Origin of the sequence: Corallococcus exercitus (assembly GCF_042231735.1) — a bacterium.
Classification (GTDB): domain Bacteria; phylum Myxococcota; class Myxococcia; order Myxococcales; family Myxococcaceae; genus Corallococcus; species Corallococcus exercitus_B.
This window is the reverse complement of sequence record NZ_CP102577.1, coordinates 2767759-2780889: the sequence shown is the minus strand read 5'-3', so window position 1 is coordinate 2780889 and position 13131 is coordinate 2767759. Positions and strand designations below refer to the sequence as shown.

The window sequence follows — 13131 nt, the reverse complement described above, 5'->3', positions numbered from 1 at the left end:
GGACGCGGCCACTTTTGATCCAGCCCGTGCGCCCTCCGAACATCAGCCCGCGACGTGCGACTTTGTTGGAGGGTCGGGCTCCTTGTGATCCGCGCGGATGACGCTGATCATCCCGCTCGGCTCGAGGTATGCGCGGGCTACGTCCTTCACGTCCGTGACCCCGTGCATCCGCAGTTCCGCCATCAGCTCCTCACGACCCATGAACTCACGGCGCAGCGCGCGCTGGTTGATCCGCCCGTCACGAATCAGCGCCACGGGCCGGGACTTGAGCAGCGGTGCGAGGGCCGGCCACCGGTAGGCCAACGCGTCAATCGCCACGCTCCAGGCGTAGATGGTCGCGATCACCAACAGGCTGTCGAGCGTCCCCGCCGACTTTCCCGCGAGGCCGGGCGCAGCGGCCTGCGCCACGAGCACGACGACGAGCAGATCGGTGAGCGAGTGCGCGCCAGCCTCCCGCTTACCGGCGACCCGCACGATGGCGTAGGTCGCCAGGAACATCACCGTGCCGCGCAGGAGGCTCTCTTCCACCGGCACGCTGAAACGAAAGAGGTCTGTCCAGCCCGCCATGTCCCACCCCCCGCTTTGATGAGCCCGTCCTCCTGCTGGCCAATTCTTAGCGTATTGAGTCGCATGTCCCGTCGCAGGGAGCAGGCATGGGAGCGGCGTCCAGGAGGAATGGAGCCTTGTTCGAGGCCTGGCGCTCCACCGCTGGGGACGACGTGTTGCTTTCCTCGTGCTACGGCAGGCGCGTGCGGAGCCGCCACAGATAGACAGGCGGGAGCATCAAGAACCCACCCATCCCGCACATGTCACTGGCCCAGGCGGGCGTCGCCGCAGGAGCACCAGGACCGCCAGCATCCTTCCGGAGTCGCGCATCGCAGGACCATCATCCAACCCCGAGGCGTCCGCGCGCCAGCGGGCGTCCATCGAAGAGAGGTCACCCGCCATGCGTTGGAGAGCCCTGTTCTGCCCCGTCGTGCTGGTCCTGAGCGCCTGCTCGGAGTCATCCGACCCCGATCCCACCCCCAGGCGTCCGCTGAAGGCGGTCCTGTTCCCATACATCCCTGACTCGGCGGGGGACAGCTTCGCCAGCCTGGAGCAGCGGCTGGAGGCCGACTTCGAGAGGGCCCATCCGGACATCGACCTGGACGTCGTGTTCGACGCCAGCCTGGATGTCTATGACCTGGATGAAGGGGGAACGCTGAACCAGCTCCTGGGCGCGCAGGAGGGGGCCGCCCAGGTGGTGGAGGTGGACACGCTGCTGCTCGGCTCGCTCGCGGCGAAGGGGTGGATCCAACCGGTCGCGCTGGAGGCGGGCGTCGCGCATCCCGTGGCCGAGGAAGCCGTCAGCATCTCCGGGCAGCACTATGGCGTGCCCACCTACCTTTGCACCAAGGTCGTCTATTCGCGGACCCCCAACATCCGGTCCGCCACCGACAGCGCTTCCCTCGTGCGGATCCTCCGCGAGGTGGCTCCCGGCAAGCGCCCGCTGGCGATGAACCTCGACGGAAGCTGGACGCTGCCCGCCTCGTACCTGGATGCCTGGTCGGACACGCATCCGGGGGATGCGCTCGCGCGCGCCATCTCCCTGCCGCTCGACTCACCGACGGTGGGGGCGTTCGCGGAGGTCGTCGACAGCTGCTCGCTCGAAGCGGGCGTCAATCCGTGCCTGGATGGCACCTACGCGGACAACTCGGTGGCGGAAGAGGCCTTCGCCGCGGAGCAGGCCAACGGCTTCATGGGCTACACCGAGCGCCTGTTCTACATCCTCAAGGCCAATCCCTCCATGCCGCTCCCGGAGGTCGTCTCGGTTCCGCTGGGCGCGGGCTCGGCGCCGGCGGTCTTCGTGGATGCGCTGGTGCTCAACGCGAGCTGCACCGGAACGTGCGCGGAGGACGCCCGGACCTTCACGTCGTTCATGCAGGCCCCCGAGACGCGCAGCCTCATCGCCTTCAGCAAGGACGGCCCCGAGGGCACCCGGCCCCGCTACCTGCTCCAGGCCAGCCGCGCCTTCTATCAGCAGGAGCCCGCGCGCTCCGACCCCATGTACCCGCAGTACGAAGCCATCCTCAGTGGAGCACGGCCCTATCCCAACCAGCACTTCCCCGAGAACCGGAAGGCGCTCCAGGGAGCCCTGCTCGAAGCGCTCCAGTGAGGGGATGACCGTACGGGGCCTCCCCTCAGCAAGCGGCTCGGCGTGTCCCGTCACGCCGGGTCGGTTCCCCGTGCCACGGAGGGAGGAGGGCGACGTGTGGCACATGGGCTGGCGAGCCCCCATCGTTGAAGAGGGAAGAGTTCATTCCAGTCACGCGTCCCATGGATCGCCTGCACGACAGCCCAGCGCATCCACCCCCGAGCGCCACGCCGCCAGGGCAGAGCCGCCTCCTGGAGGCCGTCCTCGCCAGCATGGGCGAGGGGCTCATGGTGGCGGACGACCACCAGCACCTCGTGTTCATGAACCCGAAGGCGGAGCTCATCCTGGGCATGGGGCCCACCGCCGAGCCCGTCAGCCGGTGGCCGGAGCACTACGGCCTCTACCTGCCCGACAAGGTGACGCTCTATCCGCCCGAGCGCCTGCCCATGAACAGGGCCCTGCGTGGCGAAACCGTCAGCCGCGAGGAGGTCTTCGTGCGCAACGCGGCGAGGCCGGCGGGGACCTGGCTGCACGTCAGCTCCAGCCCGGTTCGTGACGAGCTCGGCATCATCCGCGGCGGTGTCTCCGTCGTCAGCGACGTCACCGACCACAAGAAGAGCGAGGACTCGGTGCGCGAGGCCGGCGAGAAGTACCGCTCGCTCTACAACAACACGCCCGTGATGATGCACTCCATCGACCCGAACGGGCGGCTCATCAGCGTCAGCGATCGCTGGTTGAGCATCCTGGGCTATGAGCGCGCGGAAGTGCTCGGACATGACTCCGTGGACTTCCTGACGCCGGAGTCCCGGCGGTTCGCCCGCGAGGTCATCCTCCCCGAGTACTTCAAGACGGGGGCCTGCTGGAACGTGCCGTACCAGGTGGTGAAGAAGAACGGGCAGCCCATCGACGTCCTCCTCTCCGCCATCGCGGAGCGGGACGCATCCGGCAAGGTGCTCCGCTCGCTCGCGGTGCTCATCGACGTGACCGAGCGGAAGCAGGCGGAGGACGCGCTGCAGGAGAGCGAGAAGCGGCTGCGCGCCATCCTGGACAACGCGCCGACGGTGTTCTTCCTGCTGGATACACAGGAGCGGTTCCTCTTCGTGAACCGTGAATGGGAGCGGCTCTTCCACCGCACCCGGGAACATGTCGCGGGGAGGACCGTCTTCGACGTCTTTCCCCAGGACATCGCGGAGGCCCTGCACCAGGCCAACCGGGACATCTTCAAGGCCGGCGTCTCCGTGGAGCGGGAGGAGCGGCTCGCGCACGACGATGGCATCCACATCCACCTCACGCAGAAGTTCCCGCTCCGGGACGCCGCCGGAACGGTCTACGCGCTCTGCGGCATCGCCACCGACATCACCGAGCGCAAGCAGATGGAGATCTCCCAGCGCTTCCTGGCCGAGGCGAGCCGCGAGCTGGTGACGTCGCTCGACTACGAAACCACGCTCCAGCGCGTGGCCGAGCTGGCGGTGCCCGTGCTGGCGGACCTGTGTGTCGTCTTCGTGCGGACGGAGACGGAGCCCCTGCGGCCCGTGGCGATGGCGGACCGGTCGCCGGACCGCGCCGCGGGCGTGAGGGCGTTCCTCCAACGCCACCCACCGGACCCGGCGGCCCCTCACGGTCCAGCCCGGATCCTGTCCACGGGAAGCTCGGAGACGTCCGAAGCGTCGAAGGGGCTGCTGGATCCGTTGGCGCTGGAGGAGGAGCGCTGGGCGGTGGTGCGGACGCTCCAGGGCCGGCCCTCGATGGGCGTACCGCTCCAGGCGCGAGGACGCACCCTGGGCGTGCTGTTCCTCGTCTCTCCCGCGCCGGGGCGCACGTATACGCCGGCGGAGCTGGCATTGACGGAGGAGCTGGGCCGCCGGGCCGCCGTCGCCATCGACAATGCCCAGCTCTACTGCTCGGCGCAGGAGTCCATCCGCGCGCGGGATGAGTTCCTGTCCATTGCGTCCCACGAGCTGAAGACCCCGCTCACCTCCATGCGGCTGCGCGTGCAGCAGCTGGAGTCCGCCGTCGCGGCTTCACGCGCGCTGCCCGTGGAGAAGGTGTCGAAGTTGCTGGAGGTCTTCCAGTCCCAGCTCCAACGGCTCTCACACCTGGCGGAGCACCTGCTGGATGTCTCGCGCATCAACGAGAAGCGGCTCGCCTTGCGCCCGGAGGAGCTGGACCTGGCCGCGTTGGCACGGGACGTGACGGACCACCTCGCGGAGCAGTTCCAGAAGGTGGGCTGCGCGTTCGAGCTGATGGCACCGGAGCCGGTCGAGGGGGCGTGGGACCGGCTGCGGATGGAGCAGGTCATGCTCCACCTGCTGACCAACGCGATGAAGTATGGCGCGGGGCGGCCCATCCGGATGGAGGTGACGAACCACGAGGGTCAAGCGCGGCTCGTCGTCGAGGACCACGGCATGGGCATCCCCCCGGAGGCGCAGGCCCGCATCTTCGAGCGCTTCGAGCGCGCCGCCTCCCGCAACTACGGAGGGCTCGGGTTGGGCCTCTTCATCACGCGCCAGCTGGTCGAAGCGCACGGTGGAACCATCTCCGTGGAGAGCACCCCGGGGCACGGCGCGAAGTTCATCGTGGAGCTGCCGCTTCGCGTGCCCCACTGACGGGGCCTAGCTCGCGTCCTGGCGGACCACGGCGGGCGCGGGCTCCACGTTCAGGGGACGGCCCAGGCAGTCCATGCCGTCCTGGGGCGCGGGGGTGCTCTGGGGCCGGTACTCCCAGTGCCACGGCTCCGACGCCACGGTGCGGCGGAAGCCGAAGCGGCACGCGTTGCCCGCGAGCCAGTCATACGTGGGGGACGCTTCCTCGCTGCCCACGACCAGGTCCACCGCGAGCCCACGGTTGTGATTGGAGCGGCCCGGCCGCGCGGCCTGGGGCCCCAGCCCCTTGCGGTAGCGGCGCCAGAGGTAGCGCTGCTGCTGGTACGAACGCCACCCGCTCGTCACGAGCAACGGCTGCCCCGCCGTGCGCGCCTCCGTCGCCATGCGCTCGAAGGCGGCGGCCGCGTCGCGGTGGAGCCGGTGGCCGCTGTGGATGCGCACCAGCCGCGGCGCCTTCGCCTTGGCCTTGCGGACCTTCACTTCCTTCGCGAACCCAACAGGGGCCAGCAGACAGACCAGGAGCACGAGGCCCCGGCGGAGCAGGGGAGAGGACATTCTTCGGAGGTCCAAGCAGTGGGCGGGGACACAAGGCTGACGCCTTTATTCCGCACTGAAAAGCAGGCGAGCCGCCGAGCGCTTCCGGCTCGTGCCCGGACGCCCGGACGCTCCGTGAGCCCTAGAAGAGCTTGAGCTGCGCGTCGGGTGCGGGCGCGTCCCTGGGCGGCAGCACGCTGAAGCCGTGGGCGCGTGCCCAGGCCTCGCTCGGGCCCTTCCAATGGTGCGCGTCCATGCGCACGTGGCCCGCGTCGTCGAAGGCGACGCCCTCGGCCTCCAGCAGCTCGCGCTGGCGGTGGCCGGAGGTGCTGATGCCTCCCGTGCGGTTGATGATCCGCTGCCAGGGCACGGTCGCCGCGCGCGACCCCAGCGCCGCCATCGCGTGCCCCACGGTGCGCGCATCACAGCCCCCGCCGACGATGGCGGCGATGTCTCCGTAGGTGGCCACCTGTCCGGAGGGCACCTGCTCGCAGACGACGTAGATGCGCTCGTACGGGTCCTGCGTGTCGGTGGGGGATGCCATCGGGTCTCCGGGCGGGGGCTTGCCCGAATCCTACTCATGGCATCCCTTGATGCACGCAGAACCTGCTAGGCCGCCACGGCCTGCCGTTCCTGCGACGGGGCGCCGGCCCGGTTGAGCACCGCCCACTCCTGGCGCAGGCGCTCGTACAGGGCATTCAGCGGCTGGCCCGGGGCTTCGTACTGCCCGGCGTGGTGCTCCACGAGGTGACGCAGGAGCACGAAGCAGACGGTGGCGGCTCCGGCGCCCTCCACCGTCGTGAACTGAGCCGGGTCCGTGAACCAGAGCGTCGTGGGCATCTGGCAGGCCTGCGTGCCCAGGGACACCAGGTGCGCGCCGGGCTTGAGCCAGGGGTGCTTCGCGAACAGGTAGGGCCGGTCCACCGTGAGCGCGCCGATGAGGTTGGAGACCCTCCGGTCCTTGAACCGCGAGTCCCCATACACCTGTCCGAACACGAGCCCGCGCACCCGCTTCATGAACACCTGGGACGTCAGCGCCAGCATCGACGTCACGCGGAGCACCAGCATCTGCGCGAACTCCAGCACCGTGAGCTTCTTGAACGACGGCCAGACGTCCAGGTCCATCTGCCGCTTGAGCAGGGCCATGACGTCCTCCAGGCGGGCGCGGACCCAGACCAGCGCCGTCGCCACCGACGCGGCCAGCACGCCGGGAATCAGATAGAGGAAATAGTCCCGGGGCTCCCAGGCGCCCTCGCGGGCGGTCTCGAAACCGCGCCACGCCAGGATGGCGGCCGAGAGCAGGGTGAGGAAGAAGAGGCCGTAGGCCATCCAGGAGACCCCGTTGAGCGTCACCCAGCCGCGCTTCGTCGGGTTCTCGGGGACGTTGTACATCTGCGGGCTCTGGACGCTGACGTCGGAGATGAGCAGCGTGGGCGGGGACTCCGCCCGGCTGTACGCGAGCAGCAGGCTGTCGATGCCCTGGTTGTCGTAGATGCCGCCGTCCATCAGCGGCAGGCCGCTCTGGAAGTTCGGCCCCAGCGCCCCCAACGCGGTGTCGAGCGGGTAGCCCTGGGGCCAGTGGAACTGCTGCGGGAAGACGAGCGGCTCGAAGCCGCCCGGGAAGCAGGACGACGCGGCCGCGACGTCCGCCAGCCGCACGTGCTGCGCCACGGGGCGCGGCAGCCGGCAGCCGTTGTTGCCGAGGATGGTGTGCGGGTTGCTGCTGCGCCGGAACCGGAAGTCCAGGCCCGAGTGGAACTCGGTGGTGTTGAAGATGGCCTCCTGGAGCTGGAGCCCGCTGGCATCCAGGACCTCGCCGAAGCGCCGGTCCCCGAGGAAGTCGGGTCGGGCATACACGTCCGCGGCGGACCGGATGAGGCTGGCCCACGCATGGCTGCCGTGGTCGCGGTTGGAGGTCAGCCCGGTCAGCGCCTCGGCAATCACATTCGTCCGCAGCAGGTACGCGGAGAACGTCTCGTGAAACGCCTTGAACGGCTTGCCGTCCAGCTGGCTCACCACCCAGGCCAGGCCCGTGAGCGTTCCTCCGGACACCGTGGACAGGCCCACGACATCCGACAGGAGCCCAACGGTGTCCAGGAACCGCAGCGTCCCCAGGTGGAACGCCGCCGCGCGATAACCACCGCCGGACAGCGACAGCGCGAGCGGCCCGAGCGGACCGTGTTTCATCGAGACAGGGGAGGGGGCGTCTTGGCTCATGGGAGTGCCACGAGCTTAAGCGAGATCGGGCAACGGCCATGGCCCCCGACGCCCGCGCCGTTCCCTCGCAGGGTCGCCTGGGTGCCCTGGTGTTGTACGGGAGTGTCCCATCACGCACTGGCGCTTCCCCTCGGGCCTCGGTGACCGCCGGCCGGGGGGCAGGGTGAGACGTTGTTTCATGGGCACGCGGGATGCATTTCGCGCGGGTACATCCTGGGGGTGCGTATGTCATTGAAGTGTGCGGGGAGCGCGGCGGGCCTGGGCCTGCTGCTGCTGGCGGGGACCGGTTGTGGGCCGCAAGGGGAGGAGGCGGTCGACCTGGACGAGCTGGAGCTCGCGGACGAGGAGGTGGCGCCCATGCCCGAGGGGCAGCAGTCCTCCGCGTTGACGCCGGGCCTGACGAACTACGCCATCGCGAGCGCCGACGCGCGGACGGACGGGAGCTCGGAGCATACGAACTACGGAGACACCACGCGGCTGCGCGCGGACTCCTCGCCCGCATCCGAGTCCTTCCTGCGCTTCGAGTTCGTGGGACTGGGCGCCCCGGTGAACAACGCGAAGCTGCGCCTGTACGCGACCACCGGCTCCAAGAGCACGCTGACCGCATGGCCCGTCTCCAACGACTGGACCGAATCCACCATCACCTGGGACAACCGCCCCCTGTATTACGGCGGGCCGGTGCTCAACACCCCGCTGCCGGTGGAGGACGAGTCCTGGGTGGAGCTGGACGCCACGGAGGTGGTGCAGGGAAACGGTGTCTACAGCTTCGGCGTGGGAATGGGTTCCACGGATGGCGCGAGCTTCGTGTCGCGCAACAGCACCCTGGAGCAGCTGCGGCCCGTGCTCTTCGTCAACACGGAGCCCGCCAACTGCACCCCCGGCACGATGGTGGAGAGCTACGAGGTGAACTTCCCGGACCGGGTCTTCCACGTGTCCGAGTCCTCGCCCGACTCGCGCCTGTCCCGCAGCACGTCGTTGTGGGTGGACAAGGACGTGGGGCGTGAGACCTTCTTGAGCTTCATCATCGACCCGCGCGGACGGCACATCCAACGCGCGGTGCTGAGCCTGCGCTCGCGTGATGACGGCACCCAGCACGGCCCCAGCCTGCACAACGTGGTGCCGGGGACCTGGACGCCGGAGAGCCGCACCTGGAACACGCGCCCCCAGCTGGAACCCTCTCCCATCACGGGGCTGGGCGCTGTCCCGCCCTTCACCACCATGAAGCTGGACGTGACGGGGCTGGTGCGAGGCGGCACGGGCACGTTGGGAACCAACGGCACGGGATTCCGGCTAGAGCTCGGGCTGCGCAGTGACTCGTCGGACGGCGTGGAGTTCTACTCGCCCTACTTCGGGACGGACATCCACTGGCCCAAGCTGACGCTCTACTTCGACAGGCCCTGCCCTCCGTGACGAAGCACGGGTTCCTCCGCAGCGTCCAGGTGCTCCCGTAGCAGCGCGTTGACACGTTCCGCGAAGCGGAGTGTGACGCCATGTGAGGCATTGGGGAGCTCCACGAAGCGCGCGCCAGGGATTCCCACCGCCAGGGCCTGCCCGGCGGTGGGGGGCGCGATGGGGTCGTGTGTCGCGCTCACGACCAGGGTCGGCAGGCCCGCCAGCCCCCGGAGGAACGGCGTGGCGTCCGCGTTCCCCATGGCGCGGAACTGACGCATCGCCACCGGGGGCTGATCCGCGAGGTCATGGTCGAACAGCTCCGCGAGCTGCTCCGCCAGCGCATCCTTGTCGGCGTGGGCCAGCTCCTGGGGCGCCAGCACCATCCGGAGGAAGGCATGGCGCCGCATGCGCCGCGTGCCCACCTGCGTGCGCAGGCCCATGAGCAGCATGCGCGGCGTGAGCCGGGTGGGCACCGCGCCCGTCGCGAACGTGCACAGGAGCGCGAGGCTGCGCACCCGCTCGCGGGCCCGGTGCGCGAGGTACAGCGCCACCAGCCCTCCCAGCGAGTGCCCCAGGACGTGCGCGCTCTTCCAGCCCTGCGCGTCCATCAGCGCGAGCACGTCCTCGGCCATCAGCTCCACCGTGAGCGCGTCGCCCGGAGGCTGGCTGGCGCCGAAGCCCCGGTTGTCCAGACACAGGCAGCGGAAGCGGGAGGCCAGCCCCTCCACCTGGGGGCGCCAGCCGGTGGCGCCAATGCCCACCCCCTGGATCATCACCACCGGAGGACCGTCGCCCTCCACGAACCAGCTCAGCGTACAGCCCCGGTGCAAGGTGCTCTGTCGGCGGTAGGCGGCGTGACTCACGGAGGCTCCTGACGCAAAGAGACACAAGGCTGACCTGCCCCGGGGTGGCTGGCGCATCGCTTGGGAGTTGGAGCAGGCTCCCATCCCATGCCAATTCATTTGTCGCATCGCCGCAAGGTCCTCCCCGCGGCACTCTTCTGCGCGGGACTCGCGCTGGGCTGGCCCCTGTTCGCGGGCGCGAAGCTCCAGGGGAATGTGTGTGATCCGCTCGCCGATGAAGCCGAAAGCATCCGGCTGCGGCTCGTGTCGGCCACCGCGGATGGCGTCTCCATCATCCCCCCGCAGGGGCCGGGCCCCATTGGCAACGCCTACTACGTGGGGGCGGTGCGGCCCGAGGAGGGCGCGACCGGCGATTTCGCGAAGGCCATGCTCTTCGAGGTCGCGCCGACGGAAGGCACGGGAGAGCTCTACCGGAACCTCAGCCTCCAGAGGCAGCCATGAGGAAGCTGGGCATCGTGCTCGCGGGCATGCTGACCAGTGCCCTGGCCTCCTCGCTGTTGACGGCCTGTTGTCCGGACCGCCCCCCGCGCGTGGTCTTCAAGCTTCCCTTTGGCAACTACGGGGTGAGCTCGCCCACGGCGGACAAGAACTATCGCCTCTTCCTCGCCGAGGACGGCCTCACCGTGGTGGAGACCTTCGAGCGTGGGGGCAAGGCCTACCGGCAGGAGTATCGGGTCATCGACCGGCAGCAGGACTGACGACTGGGGCCGGCGCCGCGCGGGCGGGCGCCTGTCCTCACCCGCGCCGGTCGCGCAGCCGGGTGTATGTGTATGAGACGAGCAGCAGCATGACGCCCAGCAGGATGAACGTGAGCACGCGTTGATCCGGCGGCAGCTTCGCCACGTCCACCAGCACCAGCCGGCCCAGCGCGAGCCCCAGCACCGCCAGCGCGGCCAGCCGGTACCAGCGCTCGCGCACCGCGAAGCCCACGCCGAAGAGGAGGAACGCGGCGATGACCCAGCCCAGCGTGACGAGCCCCTCGGGCATCCGCGCGCCCACCAGCGCGACGAGGGACAGCCCCGCGCCCACCGCGCAGATGGCGGTGAAGAGCGTCCGGGCCTCGGGCTCCGGCAGGCCGGCGACGCGCACCGTCCCACCGCGCTCCACCAGCACGAACGCCACCACCAGCCCGGTGAGCAGCGCCAGCCGTCCCGGCGTCTCCCATTCACACGCGCCCAGCGCCACGTAGAGGATGAGCACGCCCACGCCGCGCAGCACCGGGGACTCCACCCCCCGCGCGGCCAGCCCCGCCACGAGCCCCGTCACCGTCCACGCCGCCACCAGCGCGACGTCGTCGTAGCGCGCCGGCATGGCCAGCGCGAGCGTCACCGCGGTCAGCGCGAGGTATGCGTGCGTCAGCGCCGCGGGTGCACGCTGGAGCCGCGACACGGCCGCCCCCGCGCCATGCGCCAGCGCGACGACGAGCAGGAACGTGAAGAGGCCCGAGTCCTGCTCCTGGGAGACCTCGTACGCGCCCAGCGACGTCAGGCCCACCCAGTTGAGCAGCGTGAACGCGAGGCTCGCGCGCACGGGCAGGTCGCGCGGACGGACGAGCAGCGCCACGGAGAACAGCAGGAAGTAGAGCGCGAGGAAGCCCAGGCTCAACAACAACCGGTCGTTCTCGGGCGCTCCCGGGGCCATGTGGCCCGTGCGCACCGCCCAGACGACGTGCGTGCTGTAGACGGCCACCAGGCTGGACAAAGGAACGATGACCCAGCGGTTGCGCACGAGGAAGAACAGCGCGCCCGCCGCGAGCAGCGTGGTGGACAGCAGCGTGAACGCGGTGATGTCGCTGAGCATCCCCGTGTGCAGCCCCAGGAACAGCGCGATGCCGGCCACCGTCTCCGACTGCATCCGGTGCGCGATGGTGACGATGGCCACCACGAACCCCGCCAGCAGCACCAGCGCCAGCACCTCGCTGTCGATGACCCGCACCGCCGGGATGAAGTGCAGCGCGTAGGTGACGAAGTACGCGAGCGCCAGGCCCCCGCCGAAGACGATGCGGCCGAACAGCTGGTGCCGCCGCGCCAGCCACAACCCGAACGCGCCCAGCCCCGCGCTGAGCAGGTAGCCCGCGCCCACGCGCGCCAGCACCCCCAGCTCCCCGAAGTGGTAGGTGATGAGGTACGCGATGCCGATGATGAGCGCCACGATGCCCAGGCGGCTCAGCCAGTAGGTGCCGACATGCGCCTCCAGGTCCCGCTGCTCGGGCGCGGCGGCCACCGGGGGCGACGCGACGGGGACCGTGGGCGTGGCCACGGGGCGCGGCACCTCCCGGGCTTCCAGGCTCGCGAGCCGCGTCTCCAGGGCGGCGACCGTCGCCTCCAGCCGCTTCACGGTGTCCCGCAGGTCCTGCCCTTCACCCTCGTCCGACATGGACTTCCCCTCGTGCACCAACGCGCTTCCCGGCCCGGGGACTCTTCAAGCACAGGCGCGGCGTCCCTTCAATTTGGGAGGGTGAGGCGGCGCGAGACCTCGTCTATACACTCCGTCGGCTCTGCGACCCTTCCGGGGTCGGAAAGGACGAAGTGAAGACGATGAAGAACCCGCTTTTCGGCTGTATGGCCTCCGCGCTCATCACCCTGTCGGCGATGCCCGCGCTGGCTCAGCTCAAACTGCCGGCCCCCAGCCCCGCGGCGAAGGTGTCGCAGGAGGTGGGGGTCTCCGAAATCTCCGTTGAATATTCCAGCCCCGCAGTGAAGGGCCGGAAGATCTGGGGCGAGCTGGTCCCCAACGACCAGGCGTGGCGCAGCGGCGCCAACGCGGCCACCAAGATCACCTTCAGCCACCCTGTCACCTTCGGCGGCAAGGCCGTCCCGGCCGGTTCCTACGCCATCGTCAGCCTGCCCTCGCAGAAGGGCTGGAAGGTGATGCTGAACACGGACCTGGGCCTGTGGCGGGGCGGCGCGGCCTATGACGCCTCCAAGGACGTGGCCTCGGTGAGCGCCACCACCACGGAGATTCCGGCGCGCGAGCGCCTGACGTACCTCTTCACCGACACCACGGACGCCGGCACGCGGCTGGACCTGGAGTGGGAGAAGCTGCGCGTCTCCGTGCCCATCACGGTGGACACCGCCGCCCTCGTGAAGGCCAACATCGAACAGGCGGAGAAGAGCGCGGCCAGCATGCACGCGAGCGCGGCCACCTACCTCGCGGGCACCGGCAAGGACCCTGCCGCCGCGCTGAAGCACGCCGACGCGGCCGTGGCCGCCAACCCCACCTGGTACGCCCACTGGACTCGCGCGAACGTCCTGTCGCAGATGGGCAAGTACGCCGAGGCCCGCAAGGCCGCGCAGACCTCGTGGGACCTGGGGCAGAAGGACAAGAACTTCTTCGCCCGTGACCAGGTCGCCAAGGCGCTGGCGGAGTGGAAGAACAAGAAGTAGCC

At 69.8% G+C, this 13131-nt stretch carries 12 protein-coding genes; 6 read left to right on the top strand and 6 right to left on the bottom strand.

Annotated elements, in window-relative coordinates; all coding sequences use genetic code 11:
* Nucleotides 1-42: 42 nt before the first annotated feature.
* Nucleotides 43-567, bottom strand: coding sequence for a DUF421 domain-containing protein (locus NR792_RS10445; protein ID WP_375759913.1), 525 nt, complete (start codon nucleotides 565-567; stop codon nucleotides 43-45).
* A gap of 379 nt (nucleotides 568-946) precedes the next feature.
* Between NR792_RS10445 and NR792_RS10440 the strand changes: the two genes are divergently transcribed.
* On the top strand, nucleotides 947-2155 hold the full coding sequence (locus NR792_RS10440) for an extracellular solute-binding protein (protein WP_375759912.1): 1209 nt from the start codon (nucleotides 947-949) through the stop codon (nucleotides 2153-2155).
* Nucleotides 2156-2316: 161 nt separating this feature from the next.
* The gene (locus NR792_RS10435) at nucleotides 2317-4740 is read left to right on the top strand and encodes a PAS domain S-box protein (RefSeq protein WP_375759911.1); all 2424 of its coding nucleotides are present in this window, start codon (nucleotides 2317-2319) and stop codon (nucleotides 4738-4740) included.
* A 6-nt stretch (nucleotides 4741-4746) separates the two neighbouring features.
* Here the strand turns inward: NR792_RS10435 and NR792_RS10430 are convergent, their stop codons facing one another.
* The 3 genes from NR792_RS10430 to NR792_RS10420 form a co-directional block, all read right to left on the bottom strand.
* A complete protein-coding gene (locus NR792_RS10430; protein ID WP_375759910.1) occupies nucleotides 4747-5292 on the bottom strand; it encodes a D-alanyl-D-alanine carboxypeptidase family protein in 546 nt (181 codons plus the stop codon).
* Between the two features lie 121 nt (nucleotides 5293-5413).
* On the bottom strand, nucleotides 5414-5815 hold the full coding sequence (locus tag NR792_RS10425) for an MGMT family protein (protein ID WP_375759909.1): 402 nt from the start codon (nucleotides 5813-5815) through the stop codon (nucleotides 5414-5416).
* A 65-nt stretch (nucleotides 5816-5880) separates the two neighbouring features.
* Nucleotides 5881-7488 (bottom strand): patatin-like phospholipase family protein, encoded by a 1608-nt coding sequence (locus NR792_RS10420; RefSeq protein WP_375759908.1) that lies wholly within the window; start codon nucleotides 7486-7488, stop codon nucleotides 5881-5883.
* A gap of 225 nt (nucleotides 7489-7713) precedes the next feature.
* Between NR792_RS10420 and NR792_RS10415 the strand changes: the two genes are divergently transcribed.
* Entirely contained in the window at nucleotides 7714-8898 is a 1185-nt protein-coding gene (locus tag NR792_RS10415) for a DNRLRE domain-containing protein (RefSeq protein WP_375759907.1), read from the top strand.
* Here NR792_RS10415 and NR792_RS10410 read toward each other — a convergent pair.
* Nucleotides 8871-9743 (bottom strand): alpha/beta fold hydrolase, encoded by an 873-nt coding sequence (locus tag NR792_RS10410; RefSeq protein WP_375759906.1) that lies wholly within the window; start codon nucleotides 9741-9743, stop codon nucleotides 8871-8873. The genes NR792_RS10415 and NR792_RS10410 overlap by 28 nt on opposite strands.
* A gap of 87 nt (nucleotides 9744-9830) precedes the next feature.
* Between NR792_RS10410 and NR792_RS10405 the strand changes: the two genes are divergently transcribed.
* Both NR792_RS10405 and NR792_RS10400 read left to right on the top strand, forming a co-directional pair.
* Entirely contained in the window at nucleotides 9831-10184 is a 354-nt protein-coding gene (locus NR792_RS10405; RefSeq protein ID WP_375759905.1) for a hypothetical protein, read from the top strand.
* Complete coding sequence (locus NR792_RS10400) at nucleotides 10181-10441, top strand: hypothetical protein (protein ID WP_375759904.1); 261 nt, start codon at nucleotides 10181-10183, stop codon at nucleotides 10439-10441. Before NR792_RS10405 ends, NR792_RS10400 begins: the two co-directional genes overlap by 4 nt.
* Before the next feature lie 37 nt (nucleotides 10442-10478).
* Here the strand turns inward: NR792_RS10400 and NR792_RS10395 are convergent, their stop codons facing one another.
* The gene (locus tag NR792_RS10395) at nucleotides 10479-12119 is read right to left on the bottom strand and encodes a DUF2339 domain-containing protein (protein ID WP_375759903.1); all 1641 of its coding nucleotides are present in this window, start codon (nucleotides 12117-12119) and stop codon (nucleotides 10479-10481) included.
* A gap of 152 nt (nucleotides 12120-12271) precedes the next feature.
* Here NR792_RS10395 and NR792_RS10390 point away from each other — a divergent pair, with 152 nt between their 5' ends.
* Complete coding sequence (locus tag NR792_RS10390; protein WP_375759902.1) at nucleotides 12272-13129, top strand: DUF2911 domain-containing protein; 858 nt, start codon at nucleotides 12272-12274, stop codon at nucleotides 13127-13129.
* Nucleotides 13130-13131: the final 2 nt, after the last annotated feature.